At 65.5% G+C, this 18,396-nt stretch carries 17 protein-coding genes; 12 read left to right on the plus strand and 5 right to left on the minus strand.

Annotation, left to right across the window (positions count from 1 at the left end):
• Window positions 1-25 precede the first annotated feature (25 nt).
• The 5 genes from fba to P0D87_RS14285 all read left to right on the plus strand — a co-directional run bounded on the left by fba (window position 26) and on the right by P0D87_RS14285 (window position 5,103).
• A complete protein-coding gene (gene fba / locus P0D87_RS14265; RefSeq protein WP_006049976.1) occupies window positions 26-1,090 on the plus strand; it encodes a class II fructose-bisphosphate aldolase in 1,065 nt (354 codons plus the stop codon).
• A 155-nt stretch (window positions 1,091-1,245) separates the two neighbouring features.
• A complete protein-coding gene (locus tag P0D87_RS14270) occupies window positions 1,246-2,136 on the plus strand; it encodes a phosphoribosylaminoimidazolesuccinocarboxamide synthase (protein ID WP_006049977.1) in 891 nt (296 codons plus the stop codon).
• A gap of 54 nt (window positions 2,137-2,190) precedes the next feature.
• Window positions 2,191-2,709 carry a 5-(carboxyamino)imidazole ribonucleotide mutase gene (purE, locus tag P0D87_RS14275; protein ID WP_029968172.1) on the plus strand — a complete coding sequence of 173 codons (519 nt, stop codon included), beginning with the start codon at window positions 2,191-2,193 and terminating at the stop codon, window positions 2,707-2,709.
• Between the two features lie 107 nt (window positions 2,710-2,816).
• On the plus strand, window positions 2,817-4,013 hold the full coding sequence (locus P0D87_RS14280; RefSeq protein WP_006049979.1) for a 5-(carboxyamino)imidazole ribonucleotide synthase: 1,197 nt from the start codon (window positions 2,817-2,819) through the stop codon (window positions 4,011-4,013).
• A 10-nt stretch (window positions 4,014-4,023) separates the two neighbouring features.
• Window positions 4,024-5,103 (plus strand): L-threonylcarbamoyladenylate synthase, encoded by a 1,080-nt coding sequence (locus P0D87_RS14285; protein ID WP_053858700.1) that lies wholly within the window; start codon window positions 4,024-4,026, stop codon window positions 5,101-5,103.
• A 172-nt stretch (window positions 5,104-5,275) separates the two neighbouring features.
• Here the strand turns inward: P0D87_RS14285 and P0D87_RS14290 are convergent, their stop codons facing one another.
• The 3 genes from P0D87_RS14290 to dacB form a co-directional block, all read right to left on the minus strand.
• Window positions 5,276-6,529, minus strand: coding sequence for an SGNH/GDSL hydrolase family protein (locus P0D87_RS14290; RefSeq protein WP_006049981.1), 1,254 nt, complete (start codon window positions 6,527-6,529; stop codon window positions 5,276-5,278).
• An 82-nt stretch (window positions 6,530-6,611) separates the two neighbouring features.
• Window positions 6,612-7,574, minus strand: a complete 963-nt coding sequence (locus P0D87_RS14295) for a sterol desaturase family protein (RefSeq protein WP_053858699.1) — start codon at window positions 7,572-7,574, stop codon at window positions 6,612-6,614.
• A gap of 158 nt (window positions 7,575-7,732) precedes the next feature.
• On the minus strand, window positions 7,733-9,454 hold the full coding sequence (dacB, locus tag P0D87_RS14300) for a D-alanyl-D-alanine carboxypeptidase/D-alanyl-D-alanine endopeptidase (RefSeq protein WP_053858698.1): 1,722 nt from the start codon (window positions 9,452-9,454) through the stop codon (window positions 7,733-7,735).
• A gap of 155 nt (window positions 9,455-9,609) precedes the next feature.
• Here dacB and P0D87_RS14305 point away from each other — a divergent pair, with 155 nt between their 5' ends.
• The 6 genes from P0D87_RS14305 (at window position 9,610) to P0D87_RS14330 (ending at window position 15,277) form a co-directional block, all read left to right on the plus strand.
• Entirely contained in the window at window positions 9,610-10,272 is a 663-nt protein-coding gene (locus P0D87_RS14305) for a response regulator (protein ID WP_006049984.1), read from the plus strand.
• 4 nt (window positions 10,273-10,276) lie between these two features.
• Window positions 10,277-11,578: an ATP-binding protein gene (locus P0D87_RS14310; protein ID WP_006049985.1), complete on the plus strand. Its 1,302-nt coding sequence runs from the start codon at window positions 10,277-10,279 to the stop codon at window positions 11,576-11,578.
• A 151-nt stretch (window positions 11,579-11,729) separates the two neighbouring features.
• Window positions 11,730-13,238 (plus strand): DegQ family serine endoprotease, encoded by a 1,509-nt coding sequence (locus P0D87_RS14315; RefSeq protein ID WP_006049986.1) that lies wholly within the window; start codon window positions 11,730-11,732, stop codon window positions 13,236-13,238.
• Window positions 13,239-13,493: 255 nt separating this feature from the next.
• Window positions 13,494-13,991, plus strand: coding sequence for a hypothetical protein (locus P0D87_RS14320; RefSeq protein WP_006049987.1), 498 nt, complete (start codon window positions 13,494-13,496; stop codon window positions 13,989-13,991).
• A 127-nt stretch (window positions 13,992-14,118) separates the two neighbouring features.
• Complete coding sequence (locus P0D87_RS14325) at window positions 14,119-14,511, plus strand: DUF427 domain-containing protein (protein ID WP_006049988.1); 393 nt, start codon at window positions 14,119-14,121, stop codon at window positions 14,509-14,511.
• A gap of 31 nt (window positions 14,512-14,542) precedes the next feature.
• A complete protein-coding gene (locus P0D87_RS14330; RefSeq protein WP_006049989.1) occupies window positions 14,543-15,277 on the plus strand; it encodes an SRPBCC family protein in 735 nt (244 codons plus the stop codon).
• 270 nt (window positions 15,278-15,547) lie between these two features.
• Here the strand turns inward: P0D87_RS14330 and P0D87_RS14335 are convergent, their stop codons facing one another.
• Window positions 15,548-16,549, minus strand: a complete 1,002-nt coding sequence (locus tag P0D87_RS14335; RefSeq protein WP_029968163.1) for a helix-turn-helix domain-containing protein — start codon at window positions 16,547-16,549, stop codon at window positions 15,548-15,550.
• Between the two features lie 206 nt (window positions 16,550-16,755).
• Between P0D87_RS14335 and P0D87_RS14340 the strand changes: the two genes are divergently transcribed.
• Window positions 16,756-17,382 carry a cysteine hydrolase family protein gene (locus P0D87_RS14340; RefSeq protein ID WP_053858697.1) on the plus strand — a complete coding sequence of 209 codons (627 nt, stop codon included), beginning with the start codon at window positions 16,756-16,758 and terminating at the stop codon, window positions 17,380-17,382.
• A 57-nt stretch (window positions 17,383-17,439) separates the two neighbouring features.
• Here P0D87_RS14340 and P0D87_RS14345 read toward each other — a convergent pair whose 3' ends face one another.
• The gene (locus P0D87_RS14345; protein ID WP_006049992.1) at window positions 17,440-18,078 is read right to left on the minus strand and encodes a TetR family transcriptional regulator; all 639 of its coding nucleotides are present in this window, start codon (window positions 18,076-18,078) and stop codon (window positions 17,440-17,442) included.
• Between the last annotated feature and the right edge of the window lie 318 nt (window positions 18,079-18,396).

Consider the following 18,396-nt stretch of genomic DNA (forward strand, 5'->3'; position numbering starts at 1 on the left):
TTCGTTTCAATCTAAGGAGTACAGCATGCCTCTCGTATCAATGCGTCAACTGCTGGACCACGCCGCTGAAAACGGCTACGGCCTTCCGGCATTCAACGTGAACAACCTGGAGCAGGTGCAGGCGATCATGGCGGCGGCCGACAAGGTCAACGCTCCGGTCATCATGCAGGCATCGGCCGGCGCGCGTAAGTACGCGGGCGAAGCGTTCCTGCGCCATCTGATCGAAGCAGCGGTCGAGTCCTATCCGCACATTCCCGTCGTGATGCATCAGGACCACGGCCAGTCGCCGGCGGTCTGCATGGCGGCGATCCGCAGCGGCTTCACCAGCGTGATGATGGACGGCTCGCTGGAAGCCGACGGCAAAACCGTCGCTTCGTACGAGTACAACGTCGAAGTGTCGCGCAAGGTGGTGGAAGCGGCGCACTCGATCGGCGTGACGGTCGAAGCCGAACTCGGTGTGCTGGGCTCGCTGGAAACCATGAAGGGCGACAAGGAAGACGGCCACGGCGCGGAAGGCACGATGACCCGCGAGCAACTGCTGACCGACCCGGAGCAGGCCGCCGACTTCGTCAAGCTCACGCAATGCGACGCGCTGGCCATCGCCATCGGCACCTCGCACGGCGCGTACAAGTTCAGCAAGAAGCCGACGGGCGATATTCTGTCGATCCAGCGCATCAAGGAAATTCACCAGCGCATTCCGAACACGCACCTGGTGATGCACGGTTCGTCGTCGGTGCCGCAGGAACTGCTGGCCGAGATCCGCGAATTCGGCGGCGACATGAAGGAAACCTACGGCGTGCCCGTCGAGGAAATCCAGGAAGGCATCAAGCACGGCGTGCGCAAGGTCAATATCGACACCGACCTGCGTCTCGCGATCACCGGCGCGATTCGCCGCTACATGGCGACCAACCCGGGCAAGTTCGATCCGCGCGATTATCTGAAGCCGGCGCGCGAAGCCGCGATGAAGATTTGTATCGAGCGCTACACGCAATTCGGCTGCGAAGGCCAGGCCGGCAAGATCAAGCCGGTTTCGCTTGATAAAATCGCGGAGAAGTACAAGTCGGGCGAACTCGCGCAAGTCGTCCGCTAAGCTCCCGTTAAGCTCCCGGTTGCGTCATTTTTTGTTGTGCGCCTGGCCGTTTGGCCAGGTTGTCGTCAGATCGCCGTTCCCGCATCATCCGGGGAACGGCGTTTCCCTTTTGTTCCGCTCACACTTTTTTGCCTCACTTTTAGCGAACCACGACGATGTCTACCCTTTACGAATCCACGCTCCGCTCGCTGCCGCTGCTCGGCCGCGGTAAAGTCCGCGACAACTATGCGGTGGGCAACGACCAGTTGCTGATCGTCACGACCGACCGTCTGTCGGCGTTCGACGTCATCATGGGCGAGCCGATTCCGAACAAGGGTCGCGTGCTCAACGAAATGGCCAACTTCTGGTTCGAGAAGCTCAAGCACGTCGTGCCGAATCACCTGACGGGCGTGGCGCCCGAGTCGGTCGTGGCGGCTGACGAAGTCGAGCAGGTCAAGGGCCGCGCGGTGGTCGTCAAGCGCCTGGAGCCGATTCTCGTCGAAGCCGTGGTGCGCGGTTATCTGGCCGGCAGCGGCTGGAAGGACTACCAGGCCACCGGTTCCGTCTGCGGCGTGGAATTGCCGCCGGGGCTGCAAAACGCGCAGAAGCTGCCCGAGCCGATTTTCACGCCGGCAGCCAAGGCCGAAATGGGCCATCACGACGAAAACATCACCTACAACGAGATGGAACGCCGCATCGGCACCGAACTGTCGGCCACGATCCGCGACATCTCGATCCGGCTGTACAAGGAAGCCGCGGACTATGCGGCGACGCGCGGCATCATCATCGCGGATACGAAGTTCGAGTTCGGTCTGGACAACCACGGCAAGCTGTATCTGATGGACGAAGCGCTTACCGCCGATTCGTCGCGCTTCTGGCCGGCCGACCAGTATCAGGTCGGCACGAATCCGCCGTCGTTCGACAAGCAGTTCGTGCGCGACTGGCTCGAAACGCAGGACTGGGCGAAAGAGCCGCCCGCGCCGAAGCTGCCGGACGACGTGGTCCAGAAGACGGGCGAAAAATACCAGGAAGCGCTCGAACGTCTGACCGGGCACAAGCTCGCCTGACCGCTTCCGACCCGCCAACCCATAGCAGCGAAGCCGCAAGAGGAAAGCCGCAAGATGAGTGAAGCACAGACCGCCCATACGCATGGCGCGCCGGTTGTCGGCGTGCTGATGGGCTCCAGCTCCGACTGGGAAGTGATGAAGAACGCCGTCGCGATTCTGCAGGAATTCGGCGTGCCGTACGAAGCGAAGGTCGTGTCGGCGCACCGCATGCCGGACGAAATGTTCGCCTATGCTGAAAGCGCGCGCGAGCGCGGCATCCGCGCGATCATCGCGGGTGCGGGCGGCGCGGCGCATCTGCCGGGCATGCTGGCCGCCAAGACCACGGTGCCGGTGCTCGGCGTGCCGGTGGCGAGCAAGTATCTGAAGGGCGTCGACTCGTTGCATTCGATCGTGCAGATGCCCAAGGGCGTGCCTGTCGCGACCTTTGCGATCGGCGAGGCGGGCGCGGCGAATGCAGCGCTCTTTGCCGTGTCGATCCTCAGCGGCACGAGCGCGGAATACGCGGAGAAGCTGGCGGCGTTCCGTGTGCGCCAGAACGAAGCGGCTCACGCGATGGTTCTGCCGGCGCTGTGAGCGCCAACTGACCCGCGATTGCTACACGACGTCCCCTGTCCGACCTACCCGCCGGGCGCTTGCCACTGCTGAACCGCATGCACGCCCGGCCGCGACCGACCACCAAGATGAACCCAGACAACACACCGGTTTCACCGATTCTGCCAGGCGCATGGCTTGGCATGGTCGGTGGCGGCCAGCTCGGCCGCATGTTCTGCTTTGCCGCACAGGCCATGGGCTACCGCGTCGCCGTGCTCGATCCGGACGAAAACAGCCCGGCAGGCTCGGTAGCCGACCGCCATCTGCGCGCGGCTTACGACGACGAAGCGTCGTTGACCGAACTCGCGCGGCTGTGCGCGGCGGTCTCCACTGAATTCGAGAACGTCCCGGCCGCAAGCCTCGACTTCCTCGCGAAGACCACGTTCGTCAGCCCGGCCGGCCGCTGCGTGGCCGTCGCGCAGGACCGCATCGCCGAAAAGCGCTTTATCGCGTCGTCGGGCGTGGCGGTCGCGCCGCACGTCGTGATCGAATCATCGGACGCGCTCGCCGCAATGGACGATGCACAGCTCGACGCCGTGCTGCCCGGCATCGTCAAAACGGCGCGCATGGGCTACGACGGCAAAGGCCAGATCCGCGTGCGCAATGCCGAGGAAGTGCGCGAGGCGCACGCGTCGCTCGGCGGCGTGCCGTGCGTGCTCGAAAAGCGTTTGCCGCTCAAGTTCGAAGTCTCCGCATTGATAGCGCGCGGCTCGAGCGGCACGTCGGCCGTCTATCCGCTCGCGCAGAACACGCACCGCGACGGCGTGCTGTCGCACACCATCGTGCCGGCGCCGGACGCGAGCGCGACGCTTGTCCAGCAGGCGCAACAGGCCGCGCTGCAAATCGCCGACAAGCTCGGTTATGTCGGCGTGCTGTGCGTCGAATTCTTCATTCTCGAAGACGGTTCGCTGGTGGCCAACGAAATGGCGCCGCGTCCGCACAACTCGGGGCACTACACCGTCGACGCCTGCGCGACCAGCCAGTTCGAGCAGCAAGTGCGCGCGATGACCGGCATGCCGCTTGGCGACACGCGTCAGCATTCGCCGGCCGTCATGCTGAACATTCTCGGCGACGTGTGGTTCCCAAGCGGGCCGAAGGGCGCGTCGGTCACGCCGCCCTGGCACGAGGTGGCGGCGATGCCGGCCGCGCGCCTGCATCTGTATGGCAAGGAAGAAGCGCGTTGCGGCCGCAAGATGGGCCACGTGAACTTCACTGCCGCGACGCTCGAAGAAGCGCGCACGGCGGCACGCGATTGCGCGCGCCTTCTGCATATCCCCACGAGCTGACGCGCGCGCCATGCCCGATCCACAGACACCCGGCCAGGCCGGCCATTCCGACCAATCCGGCGAAGGCGCCGCGAACGCGCTGCCTGTCAGCGCCGCGCAGATCGAGCATGCGGCGGCGCTGCTCGACGCGGGCGGTCTCGTCGCGTTTCCGACGGAGACGGTCTATGGCCTCGGCGGCGACGCGGAGAATCCCGACGCCGTCGCGCGCATCTACGCGGCAAAGGGCCGGCCGGCCAATCATCCGGTGATCGTGCATCTCGCGCCGCAGGGCGATCCGAACTATTGGGTCGAGCACTTGCCGCAAGAGGCGCAGCGTCTGATCGACGCCTTCTGGCCGGGGCCGCTCACGCTGATTCTGAAGCGCGCGGCGCGCATCCCGGCGGCCGTCAGCGGCGGGCAGGATTCCGTTGGCTTGCGCTGTCCGTCGCATCCTGTGGCGCAGGCGCTGCTCGAAGCGTTCAGCGCGTTGCGCGCCGGGCACGGCGGCGTGGCGGCGCCGTCGGCGAATCGTTTTGGGCATGTGAGCCCGACCACCGCGCAGCATGTGCGCGACGAGTTCGGCAGCGCGATTCATGTGCTCGACGGCGGCGCGTCCGACGTCGGCATCGAGTCGACCATTGTGGATCTGTCGCGCGGATTCCCCGCGTTGCTGAGGCCGGGCCGCGTCACGCCGCAAGACATCGCCGATGTGCTCGGCGAAGCGCCGCGCCTGCCCGATGGTTCCGACGCCACCGCGCCGCGTGCGTCCGGCACGCTGAAGGCGCATTACGCGCCGCGCACGCCGCTCGCGTTGCTGCCGTTCAATGCGCTCGAGCCGTTGCTCGCCGCGCGCGCAGCCGGCGAGCGCGTTGCGCTCGTCGCGCGGGCATCGCGAGCAGGGCATTGGGCCGACGCCGAGGGCGTGCACTTCATCGCCGCGCCGGAAGATCCGCATGTGTATGCACGCGAGCTGTACGGCTTGCTGCGGGCGCTGGATCGCGCGAACGTCGCGCGTATTCTGATTGAGAAGCTGCCGGATACGATCGAATGGATCGCCGTGAACGATCGGCTCGGCCGCGCCGCGGCCGCGTTCGAGGCGCAAGGGCGCTGAGTTTTGCTGCGCTTGGCTGTTGCTTCGCAAGCGCTCGATCAAAGACCGAACGAAGACGCAATAAAAAAACGCCTGGCTACTCAATCGACAGAATCGATAAGCCAGGCGTTGCTCAATCCTTCCTTCGCGGAAAGCGACCGCGCCCCGCGCGGCCGAACTCCACTCACTCCACTTACTTACCCAGTCCCGTCGCCGCGATCTGCTGCTGAACGTACTGCGCGAACAGCGCGTGCATGTGCGAGCTCGGGTGAACCGTGTCCGCGAACATGTACGTCTGATCCGCGCCGGCCACCGTGTAGGTCTGCGGCGAGCAGAACAGCGAAGAGCCGAACTGCGCGCCGTACTGCTCCGGCGTCAGCCCGTTCGTCGCGCTCGGATTGGCGCGGGCGTAAGCGGTTGCGTTGGTCTGCATCGCGGTGAGGTTGCAGGCCGTGCCGGTGTTCGACACCGTGAAGCCGAGCGCCTTGTAGTTCGGCAACTGCTGATCCTGCCAGGTGAACGCATCGACCACGATCACCTTGCCCGTTCCGAGCAGACCGAGCGCCGTGAGGTTCTGCACGAACAGATAGTTATACGCCGCGGAGATTCCCGACAGCAGCGCGGCCGAGCCGGGCGTGCTCGCGTTGGCCGCGACGCCGAGCGGCGTATTGCCGATGTCCGGCACCGTCGACACCACGACGTGCGTCGCGCCCGCGTTGACGATGGTCTTGACTTGCGCGGCGAGCTGGCTGGCAGCCTGAGCAACCTGGGGATTGGACAACTGCTGCAGATAGCCGACGATGAACGCAACCTGGCCCGCCTGCGTATTCGGCAGCTTGCCTGCCTGCACGAGCAACGGGAACTGCGTCTGCAGCGCGGCGCCGAGCGCGGTGAGATTCGCGGTGTTTTCGGCGAACTGGAAGATGTCGTTCGCGCCGCCGTTCACCAGCACGAGCTGGTTCGCATTGAAGCTCGTATGGGCGCTCAGGTAGTTCTGCACCTGACCCACGATAGGCACGGTCGTGGCCGCCATATTGTTCGGCGCCCAGCCTTTGCCTTGAGCATTGACGACGTCCGAGCCGCCCTGGGCGTAACCGAAGCCGCCTGCCGCGGCGAGCGGCTTACCGAAGCCGCCGAGGTAGGCGGGCTTCAACGTGTCGCCGTAATACTCGGCGACCTTTTGCGTCCACACTTCGCCGGGGTTGGTCGTGAAGCGGCCGCCGCCGAAGCTCCCCTGGATGACCGGCGCATACGTGCCGACGTCCGACAGGCTGTCGCCGAACGAGACGACCTGCAATTTGACGCCGCCTGCCGGCGTGCTGCTGCTGGCGTTGTTGTTGTCATCGCCGCCACCGCCGCAAGCGGCGAGCAGCGCAAACGCGGCGCTGGCTACGGCAATTTGCGTGACGCGCAACCAATCCTGTTTCCTCGATGCTGTTTGCTTCATGTTGGCTACATCTCCTCGTATGTTTGGCCCTTGCGCCATGTATTGCAGGCCGCGTCCGCCGCGTCGGCGGCGTGACGACAGCTTACAGAATCTTCCAGGGTCTGCGTCGTGCTGATAACGCGGCCTTGTTGTTGTTTTCGTTGTCGTTGAGCGTTGTGTGGGCCGTTGAAGCAGCCATGCGCCGCGCATGATAATCGGCGGCCCACGCAGGCGGCGCGAACAGCGCGCGCAGCTTGTCGGGCACACTGCGCGCGCTCGCGAAGTCGCGCGCCATCGACGCCCATTCGTGAAACGTCGCCCTCAGCGGGTTGTAGGTATGAAGCGGCTCGACGATGCCGTAGACCGGCGGCTCGCGCGGGTCTTCGTCGACGAAACTGCCGAACAGCCGGTCCCAGATCACCAGCACGCCCGCATAGTTGCGATCGATATAGCGGTCGTTGCGCGCGTGATGCACGCGATGAATCGACGGCGTGTTGAACAGGTATTCGATCCACGCAAACTTGCCGCCGATCTTGCCGATCGCCTGCGTATGCACGAAAAACTGGAAGCCGAGATTAATCAGCACGATCGCCACGATCTGCTTCGGCGGAAAGCCGAGCACGGCAAGCGGAATCCAGAAGAGCCACATGCCCGCAACCGGATACATAAGGCTCTGCCGGAACGCGGTCGAAAAATTCATCCGCTCCGACGAGTGATGCACGACATGCGCGGCCCACAACCAGCGCACGCGATGACTGCAACGGTGAAACACGTAGTAGAGCAGATCCTGCGCGACGAACAGCAGCGCAAACGAGAGCCAGCCCGCGTGCCACGTGTGGACGCGGTAGTGATCGTAGAAGAATGCATAGACGGGGAGAATCGCGAGCCACGCGAGCTTGTCGGCGGCTTGCTGCATGAGCGCGAGCGCTGCATTGCAGAGCGTGTCGCGCCAGCTATAGAGCCGTGCGCCGGGGCGCGTTCGCCGCAGGTGCCACGCCTCCCAGCCGATACATGCGAGAAAGACTGGCGCCATGGCGAGCAGCAGCAATTCGGCATCGAATTGCATGGTGTCTTCCTCCGTGGTCCCTTGCCGCCGCGTGACATGCCGCGGTGTTCTGTCGTGGGTTTGTTGTTATGGTTCGGGCGTGACGTGCGGCCCGAACACTGCCCGACAGCGTACACGGTTACGCGCGTGGCGCGCGCGGCCTTCGCTAGAAGGAATCCTCAATGGGCGCCGCGCGTGCGCGGGTTTTTCCTGGGCTTGCCGCGCGGTGCCGCGCTCGCCGGTTCGGCGGCGGGCGCGGAGATTTTGCTGAAGCCCGTGGCGGGTCCTTGATAAACCCATTCGAGCAGCGCGTCGTGCGCCGCGCGCGCGGCTTCCGAATGCGGATCGTTGATGAAGCTCACCACGACATAGCTGTTGCCGTCCGCGGATGCGACATAGCCCGCGATCGCGCGCACGTCGCGCAAGGTGCCGGTCTTGATCTGCGCGTTGCCGCCCGCGCCCTGGTTGGTCAGGCGGTTGCGCATCGTGCCGTCGACACCCGCAATCGGCAGCGACTGCACGAACACCTGCGCCACCGGACTTGCGTTCGCCCGTTGCAGCAAATCGGCGAGCGAGAGCGCCGTGATGTGCTCGTCACGCGAGAGGCCCGAGCCGTTGTCGAGCGTCAGGTATTCCATGTCGATGCTGTCGCGCCGCAGGAACGCTTCGATCGCGCGCGCCGATTTGGCGGGCGTGGCGGGCGGCTTTTCTTCGGCCGCGCCGATCGACAGGAACAGGTTGCGCGCCATCGTGTTGTTGCTGAACTTGTTGATGTCGCGCACGACGTCCGACAGTATCGGCCCCTGATGCGTGGCGACGAGCTTCGCGCCGACGGGGACCGCCCCTTCGCGTGTCGTGCCGCTGAACGTGCCGCCGGTTTGCTGCCACAGCGCAAGGAAGCCGCCCGCGAAGAACGCCGAATGATCGAGCACCGCGACGTTGATCGTGCGCGGGCCGCAGCGCACCGAATAGTCGCCGGAGAACGACGCGACGACCGTGCCGTTCGGCGTCGGCGTGACGGTGGGCGAGACGGACGCCGCTTCGCCGCGGCACGGGCCGTTGACCGCGCGCATCTGATTGTCGATCTGCAACTGCGCGAGGGCGGGCAGCACGTCGATGGCGACCGTGCCGTCCGGCGAAGGCGTCAGCGTGAACGACAGCGACTTGAACGCGTACAGCAGCGGATCGGGACCGACGTTGTACGGCGCGTTGGCGTCGTCGTCGAAGGCGGGCAGGTCGCGCGTCGACGGATCGAAGTAGCGCTTGTCGAGCACGAGCGCGCCGTCGATGCCGCGAATCCCGGCCTTGTGGATCTTCTCCACGAGGTCGATCAGTTCCTCGGGCACGAGCTTCGGGTCGCCCGTGCCCTGAATGTACAGATTGCCGTGCAGCACGCCGTTGGCGTCGAGCGTGCCGTCGCTATAGGCGCTCGTGCGCCAGCGGTAGTCGGGGCCGAGAATGGACAGGCCGGCGTAAGTGGTGACCAGCTTCATCGTCGATGCCGGCATCATCGGCTTGCCGGCGTTCAACGCGACGATCGGCGTGCGGTCGCCGACTTTCTCGACGACCACGCTGATCGACGACAACGGTACGTGCGCGCGCTGCAAGCCGATCATGACGGACTGCGGCAACACGGTGCTGACGTTCACGCTCGGATGCGTGGCCTTGACGCGCGCCTCGGCGGCGAGCGGCAACGATGCGGAGCCGACGAGCGCCGCGCAGACGAACAGCCACGCCGCGTTCGCGCGCGTCACAACGCGGCGTGGCGGTATTGAAGGCGGCGTCGAAACCGAAGCGTCAGCCGAACAGGCGATGAAAGCGATGAAAGCGGAACTCAGGCGCGAACGCAGCGCCGCGTAATGAAAACGGCGTGCGACGGAAGAGATGAAAGCGTGCGTCATGAACGGGCGAGAAAGCAAAATGTCAGGGCGTTGTGCGACGCAAAGCGCCCATTGTAGTGACATGCGTGCAGCCTGCGGCGAAAAATGCGTCGTCGGGCGCGCAGTGCGAAGCGGGCGCTAGAATGCGGCATCATCGAATGTTGAGGAATGTGACCATGCGCATCTTGCTAGTCGAAGACGACCGGATGATTGCCGAAGGCGTGCGCAAGGCGCTGCGCGGCGAAGGCTTCGCGGTCGACTGGGTGGAAGACGGCGAAGCGGCGCTCAGCGCGGCGTCGAGCCAGCCCTACGATCTCGTGCTGCTCGACCTCGGCCTGCCCAAGCGCGACGGTCTCGACGTGTTGCGCACGCTGCGTGCGCGCGGCCACGCGTTGCCGGTGCTGATCGTCACCGCGCGCGATGCGGTGGCCGACCGCGTGAAGGGCCTCGACGCCGGCGCAGACGATTACCTCGTCAAGCCGTTCGATCTCGACGAACTCGGCGCGCGCATGCGGGCGCTGATTCGCCGCCAGTCGGGACGCAGCGATTCGACCATCCGCCACGGCAATCTGACGCTCGATCCCGCGTCGCATCAGGTCACGCTCGACGGCGCGCCGGTCGCGTTGTCGGCGCGCGAATTTGCCTTGCTCGAAGCGCTGCTCGCGCGGCCAGGCGCGGTGCTGTCGAAGAGCCAGCTCGAGGAAAAAATGTACGGCTGGGGCGAGGAGATCGGCAGCAATACGGTCGAGGTCTACATTCACGCGCTGCGCAAGAAACTCGGCGCGGAGCTGATCCGCAACGTGCGCGGCCTCGGCTACATGATCGCGAAGGAAGCCTGAGCCGATGCGATCCATCCGCCGTCAATTGCTGGTCTGGCTGCTTGCGCTCGTGCTGCTCGGCGTCGGCATCGCGGGCTGGCTGATCTATCGCCAGGCGCTTGCCGAAGCCAACGAACTGTTCGATTACCAGCTGGAGCAGATCGCGGCGGCGTTGCCCGCCGAACCGTTCTCGCAAGTGCTCGGCTCGCGCGATACCGGCGACGAAGGCATCGTGCTGCAAATCTGGAACCGCAACGGCGTGCTGATGTACTACTCGCGTCCGCGTGCGCCGCTCGCGCCGCGCGCCGAACTCGGCTTCTCGACCGAGCACACGGAACGCGGCGAGTGGCGCGTGTATGGCGCGATCGTCGGCGATAACGTCGTGCAGCTGGCGCAGCCGCTCTCGGTGCGCAACCGCCTTGCCGCCGACGTCGCGTTGCGCACGCTGTGGCCGCTGATCGTGCTGCTGCCGGTGCTCGGGCTCGCGGTGTGGGTCATCATCGGACGCGGGCTGCGTCCTTTGCGGCGCGTGACGAGTGCGCTCGACACGCGGCATCCCGAAGCGCTCGATCCGTTGCCCGATCAACGTCTGCCGCTCGAAGTGCAGCCGCTCGTTCGCGCGCTCAACGGCTTGTTGCAGCGGCTCGCCACCGCGCTCGACATCCAGAAGGCTTTCGTCGCCGATGCGGCGCACGAACTGCGCACGCCGCTCGCCGCCGTGCAGATTCAGGCGCAACTGGTGTCGCGTGCAAAAGACGACGCCGCGCGCGGCGAAGCGCTCGCCGATCTGCAAGCCGGCGTGACGCGCGCGACGCGCCTCGCCGAGCAACTGCTCGCGCTTGCGCGCTCGGAGCCGGACGGCCTTGCCGCGACCGATGCGATCGATTTGCGCGCGCTGCTCTCGGACTGCGTGCTCGCGTATGCGCCCCTTGCGCAGGATCGCGGCGTCGATCTCGGCATCGAGGCGAGCGAGTCGGCCACGGTGATCGGCGACCCCGAATCGCTGCGCGTGATGTTCAACAATCTCGTGGACAACGCAACCAAGTACACGCCGCGAGGCGGGCGCGTCGACGTGAGCCTGCATGTGGAAGGCGGGCATCCGGTCGTGCGTATCGCCGACAGCGGACCGGGCATCGAGCCGGCCGAACGCGAGCGCGTGTTCAACCGTTTCTACCGCGCGGGAGCCGGCGAGAATCGCGTGCGTACCGACGTCGCCGGCAGCGGATTGGGCCTCGCAATCGTGCGGCGCATCGCGACCCAGCATCAGGCGGCGATATCGCTCGACGAATCGCCGGCGGGCGGGCTCCAGGTCACAGTGCGTTTCTGACCAGCAAGGTTTCAACTTCCTTTCTAAAGAAAAGCCCCTGAAACAAGGGCTAAACTAGTCGAACGCGATCTGTCGCTGCTTAAGTCTCCTTTAAGCGATAACGCTTACGCTTCCTGACATCCGAGTTTCTTTCTCCAGTCAGGAGCACACAATGAACGCGAAAACCTTGTCCCGCAGCGCCGTCGCGGCTGCTGTCGCCGTAGCGCTTTCCGCCGGCTATGTGGCGGGCCATCGCGACGTGCCGGCGCCGCAGGTCATCACGCCGGCGCAAGCCGCGATGATGCCCGCCGAAGCCGCTGCGAAAACCGGCATTCCCGATTTCTCCGGTCTCGTCGAAACCTACGGGCCGGCCGTCGTCAACATCAGCGCGAAGCATGTCGTGAAGCGCGCTGCGCTGCGCGGCAACGGTGGCAATGGCGGCAACCAGTTGCCGATCGATCCGAGCGATCCGTTTTATCAGTTCTACAAGCACTTTTTCGGCGGCATGCCGGGCATGCAAGGCGGCGACGGCGGCGATGTGCCCGATCAGCCGAGCGCGAGCCTCGGCTCGGGCTTCATCGTCAGCAGCGACGGTTATATTCTGACCAACGCGCATGTGGTGGACGGCGCCAACGTCGTCACCGTGAAGCTCACCGACAAGCGCGAATTCAAGGCCAAGGTGGTCGGCGCCGACAAGCAGTCCGACGTGGCCGTGCTGAAGATCGATGCGGGCAATCTGCCCACGGTCAAGATCGGCGATCCGCGTCAGAGCAAGGTCGGGCAGTGGGTCGTCGCCATCGGCTCGCCGTATGGTTTCGACAATACGGTGACCTCGGGCATCATCAGCGCGAAGTCGCGTTCGCTGCCGAACGAAAACTACACGCCGTTTATCCAGACCGATGTGCCGGTGAATCCGGGCAATTCGGGCGGGCCGCTCTTTAATCTGCAGGGCGAAGTGATCGGCATCAATTCGATGATCTACTCGCAGACGGGCGGCTTCCAGGGGCTTTCGTTCGCAATCCCGATCAACGAGGCGATCAAGGTCAAGGACGACATCGTCAAGACCGGTCACGTGAGCCGCGGACGCCTCGGCGTCGCGGTGCAGGGCATGAACCAGACGCTGGCGAACTCGTTCGGCATGCAGAAGCCGCAAGGCGCGCTCGTCAGCTCCGTCGATCCGGGCGGCCCCGCCGCGAAGGCCGGCTTGCAGCCGGGCGACGTGATTCTCTCGGTGAACGGCGAGCCGGTGACGGATTCGTCGGCGCTGCCCTCGCAGATCGCCGGTCTCGCGCCTGGCAGCACGGCCGCGGTTCAAGTGTGGCGCGACAAGGGCACGAAGGATCTGAAGGTGACGATCGGCTCGTTGTCCGACAGCAAGGTCGCTTCCGACAAGGCCGACCAGCCGACGCAGTTGCAAGGACGTCTGGGCGTCGCCGTGCGTCCGCTGACGCCGGAAGAAAAGAGCAGCGCTGCGATCTCGCACGGGCTCCTGGTGCAGCAGTCGGGCGGCGCGGCGGAAAGCGCGGGCATTCAGCCGGGCGACGTGATTCTCGCGGTCAACGGCCGGCCCGTCGCGAGCGTCGATCAATTGAAGCAGATGGTTGCGGGCGCAGGCAATAGCATCGCGCTGCTGATCCAGCGCGACAACGCGCAGATCTTCGTGCCGGTGGACCTCGGCTGATCGACGGCGCAGGGCGAGTTCCGTTCCGGCGTATCGCATGAAGTAAGGCTTGCCGGTCTGTTTGCAGTTACTGCACACAGACCGGCATTTTTGTTTTCAGGGCTGAAGCCGCGAGGCAGGCGCTTTGCGGCAGGGGGCGTGCACGGCGGCGGTTTGCCGGCCTGGCGAGCGGCCGTGTGGCACGCAGGTTGCATCCATCCTGAATCCGGCCCCATCGACGGGCGCCGGACGAAGATGTCAATAAGGAGCAAACCGATGAAAAACCAACGCACTCAGCGAAAGATCGTAGCCGCCGCGGCCAGCGTGGCGCTCACTCTCGGTCTGGTGGGCGGCGCGTACGCGCAGCAGGCGAGCGACGTAACCGGTGGCACCACCACCGACCAGACGAGCGCAGGCAACGTCAACGGCGGAGGTCTGCCGCAAATCCAGCAGCAAGGCGACGTGTCGTTCGTCTCGGGCGGCGTCGGTCTCGACGAGTCGAAGGCGCTGCAGCAGGCGCAAAGCCAGTGGCCGCTGTCGCTGCGCTTCACGGGGCCGGGCTCGGACTTTCTCGCCGACGTCCATGTGCGGATCGTCGACGCGCATAACGGCGAGGTGTTGAGCACGACGTCGCGCGGTCCGTACATGCTCGTGAAGCTGCGGCCGGGCCGCTACACGGTGCATGCGGCCTACAAGGACCGCGACCAGTCGAAGGCCCTGACGGTTCCGGCGAAGGGCACGGCGAAAGCGGCGTTCTACTGGAACACCCAGTAAACCCGAGGCTGACGGGGTATCCGCATGGACGCCGCGCAATCGTGAGAACTTTGACAGATAATGAAGCCACGGGCCTGTCCCGTGGCTTTGCTGTTTGCACGACCGCACACTTTCACGGAGCCGAGACATGAGCGATGCCTTGACACCCCACGGAAGCCGGGACAAGTCCGCCGGCGGACATGCCATCGCGATCACCGGCAACGATCACCGCGTCCGCGTGATCCACGGCGGCGTGACGATGGCCGACACGCACGCCGCGCTGACACTCAGCGAAACCGGCCTGCCCGACGTGTTCTACTTTCCGCGCGAAGACGTGAACATGGCGCGGCTCGAGCGCTCGACGCACACCACGCACTGCCCGTTCAAGGGCGACGCGTCGTACTTTCATCTGCGCACCGAAGACGGCCTGATCGAAAACGCCGTATGGAGTTACGAGACGCCGTTCGAGCAGGCGGGCCGAATCAAGGGCTATCTCGCGTTTTACTCATCGCGCGTCGACCGCATCGATCAGACGTCCTGATCGGCTGTCGCGCGTTCGTCGGGAGGCTGGCATGGAACTGAACGACGCGTTGCGGATTCCACTTGCGCCGTCCGATGTCTGGGACGCGTTGCAAGACCTCGCGCTCCTGCGCGCCAGCCTCGATAACTGCGAGTCGTTCACGCGCTTTGCGCACGGCGAATACGCGCTGACCATGACGGTTCCGCTCGGGCCGCTGCGCGCGCGTTACGAAGTTCGCGCGCACGTCGCCGGCCAGGATTCGGGCCCCGCCGATGCGGAACGCCGCACCATCAACTTCAAGGCGCGCGCCGACGGTGTCGGGTCGCTGCGCGGACAGATCGAAGTGCGGCTGCGCGCGGAAGAGGGCGCGGCGGGCGGTCGCGAGCGCGGCACGCGGATCGACTACACGATCTGGGCGACGTCGTCGGGACCGCTCGCGCAATTGCCCACGCGTCAACTCGAAAACGCGCTGCGTCAACTCGCCGACGATTTCTTCGCCGAATTCAGCGCGGTCGTGTGCGCGAAGCACGGCCAGGGTCCGAATCGCGCGCGCGGTTCGGCGGCGCGTCGCCAGCATGTGTTTTTGCGGCCGATCACGTTGGGCGGCATCGCGCGGCGCACTCGCGGCGAGGATGGCGGCGCGCTCGGCGGACGGGCGGCGAGCGTATCGCACAGCGTCTCGCATCACGAACCGACGCCGCATGCCGTGCCGAACTGGGCATGGGCGGCGATGATTTTTCTGGTCGCGTTGTTGTTGTATGTCGCGCGGTGGATTAGTGAGCGGTGAGGGCCGCTTAGGCCGTGGCGTGTTGACGCATGACGTGTGATGCGCCACGCGCAACCCCATGACGACGACTGTCGCGCCGACGCGACTACGAAATCGCGGTGCGCGCCTACGAAAGGACGTCGTTCCGGGCCGCGCTTGGTCTTGTCGCGCGCTCGTTGCCGGGCGGGGGTTGCTTTCTCGCTGAGCGCCTGATGCGTCGCGAGCTTCATCCCGTGCGCGCCGGGCAGCGCGAGCTTCACCTATCGCGCCACTCGCATCGGCTACCCAGCGTCACGCACCGCGAAACTCCCTTCGCCACGCCGACGGCGACGTGCGAAACGCGTCCGCGAAATGCTGGCGCAGCGATGCCGCCGACCCGAAGCCGGCCATGCCCGCGATCGCCTCCACCGACTCATCCGTGCTCTCGAGCAACTGCTGCGCGCGCCCGAGCCGCTGCGCGAGCAGCCAGGCGCCGACAGTCGTGCCCGTCGCGAGCCTGAAGCGCCGCGTGAAAGTGCGGCGGCTCATCAGCGTGCGCGCCGCGAGGCTGTCGAGCGTGTGCGCCGCGTCGAGATTGCCGCGTACCCAGTCGAGCAGGCCCGACAGCCGGTCTTCGCGGATGTTCGGCGGCACTGGCTGCTGAATGTATTGCGCCTGCCCGCCTTGCCGATGCGGCGACACCACCAGCCGGCGCGCGACGAAGTTCGCCACTTCCGCGCCGCACATCTTGCGCAGCACATGCAGGCAGCAATCGAGCCCCGCCGCCGTGCCCGCCGATGTCAGCACGTTGCCGTCGTCGACATACAGCACGTCGCGGTCGAGCCTCACGCGCGGGTAGCGGCGCGCGAAGTCGTCGGCCCACGCCCAGTGCGTCGACGCCGGGCGCTCGTCGAGAATGCCGGCCGCGGCCAGCACGAACGCGCCGAGGCATAGTCCGACGAGCTGCGCACCGCGCGCGTGGGCCGCGCGCAGCGCGTCGAGCAAGGCCGCGGGCGGCGGCTCGTCGGGATCGCGCCAGCTCGGCACGATGATCGTGTGGGCTTCGGCGAGCGCTTCGAGGCCATGCGTGACGGCGATCGAGAAACCCGCGGTCGTCGTCAGCGGGCCGGTTTCGGCCGCGCACACGCGAAAATCGAAATGCGGCACGGCGCCGCTGCGGTCCTCGCCAAAAACCACGCACGGCACCGAGAGGTGAAATGGACTGATGCGGTCGAAGGCGATCACCGCGACGATGTGCGCGTGCTGTGGATCGGACGAAGCGGCCAGCGCAGCCGATGCGGCGGATGCAGCCATGAGTCGGGCACCTGGTGGAATGACAACGTCGATGGGAAAACCAATGGCCCGATTCTAGCGAAGATTGTCAAACGGGCCGCTGTTGTCGAAGGCGCGGTGGAGGAACAATGCGTCATCGCCGCTGCCGTTGCGGCTTGCAGCCCGGTCTTCCGCGCTCGCAGCAACGGCGGCGCGCGACATCGATCAACACCCACAGGAGTCTTGCCATGACCAGCCCGCGCCGCGCGCTCATCGTCATCGACGTGCAGAACGAATACGTGAGCGGCGATCTGCCGATCGAATATCCGGAGGTGCAAAGCTCGCTCGCCAACATCGGCCGCGCGATGGATGCGGCGCGCGCGGCCGGCGTGCCGGTCGTCGTCGTGCAGAATTTCGCGCCGGGCGGCTCGCCGATCTTCGCGCGCGGCAGCGACGGCGCGGGACTGCACCCGGTCGTCGCGTCGCGCGAGCACGATCACTACGTGGAAAAGTCGCTGCCGAGCGCCTTCACCGGCACGGATCTCGCCGAGTGGCTGACCGCGCGTCAGATCGACACGCTGACGGTCGCCGGCTACATGACGCACAACTGCGATGCGTCGACGATCAACCACGCGGTCCACGCCGGGCTCACGGTCGAGTTTCTGCATGACGCGACGGGCTCGGTCCCGTACGAAAACAGCGCGGGCTTTGCGAGCGCAGAGGACATCCACCGGGTATTTTGCGTGGTGCTGCAGTCGCGCTTCGCGGCGGTCGCGAGCACGGACGAATGGCTTGCCGCGGTGAAAAGCGGCGTGCCGCTCGAACGCGGCAATATCTATGCGTCGAATCAGAAAGCGCGCAGCAGAAACCGCTGACACGCAGAGCCACGGACGCGGCTGAAAAGCCGCGACGAGCCCGAGCCGCCGACAGCCTTACGCCAACTTGCGCAGCGCCGGGCTCATGCGCAGCGCATCGAAGATGCCTTCGACCATGCGTTCGCCGAGCGCGGCGAAATCGGTCGCATCGGGCAGGAACAGCATGTCGCGCAACGATCCGCCGACAAACGCATGCACCATCGCCGCGGCCAGCTTCGTGTCGAGGTCCGCGGGCAATTGCCCCTTCGAGATCGCATTGCGCAAGCCGCCTTCGATCTTGACCAGCGCCTCGCGCATGTTGGTCTGATAGCGGACCATCACCGGTCCCATTTCCTCGACCAGCTCGCACTTCAGAAACAGGATGTCGAACACGCGGCGGCGGCGCGGATCGTTCGCCGTGTCGCGCACGCACACAATACAGATTTCCATCAGACGGCCGAGCGGATCGGGCTCGTTGGGGTCCAGCGACGCGGCCTTGAGTTCGTCGAGCGGCAGCAGCACCCGGTCGAACATCTCCGTGAACAGGTCGCTCTTGTGCGAGAAATGCCAATAGATGGCGCCGCGCGTGACGCCGGCCGCTTGCGCGATGTCCGCGAGCGACGTGCGCGATACGCCTTTTTCGAAAAACACTCTTTCTGCCGCGTCGAGAATGCTATTGCGCGTCTCCAGCGCTTCTTCCTTGGTTCGTCGCACCATGGTTATATGACCTGCCCTGATTGTGGGGTTTTCCCGAGCTTTTTTAAGTACGCCCGGTGACAATCCGTCTGCTCTTGAGTGTTTGCCGAAGCATTCTTGCCGGTCCCCGCCCTGCACGAGAAGCAACGCACTTTTACATTCATTCTTGAATGTATATATAATAGCACCCCACGATCGGATAGCCCAAGCCGTGACGACCAGTTAATATCCGTCACTGTTGCCTTTCAAAACGCTCTTTGCGTCGCGCCCGAACGGGCGGCGCCGTGCGGCATTTCCCGGTTTGGCGCATATCGCCCAGGTGCCTCGTAACTTCGGTAC

Source organism: Paraburkholderia sp. RL17-368-BIF-A (assembly GCF_046054045.1).
Classification (GTDB): Bacteria; Pseudomonadota; Gammaproteobacteria; order Burkholderiales; family Burkholderiaceae; genus Paraburkholderia; species Paraburkholderia graminis.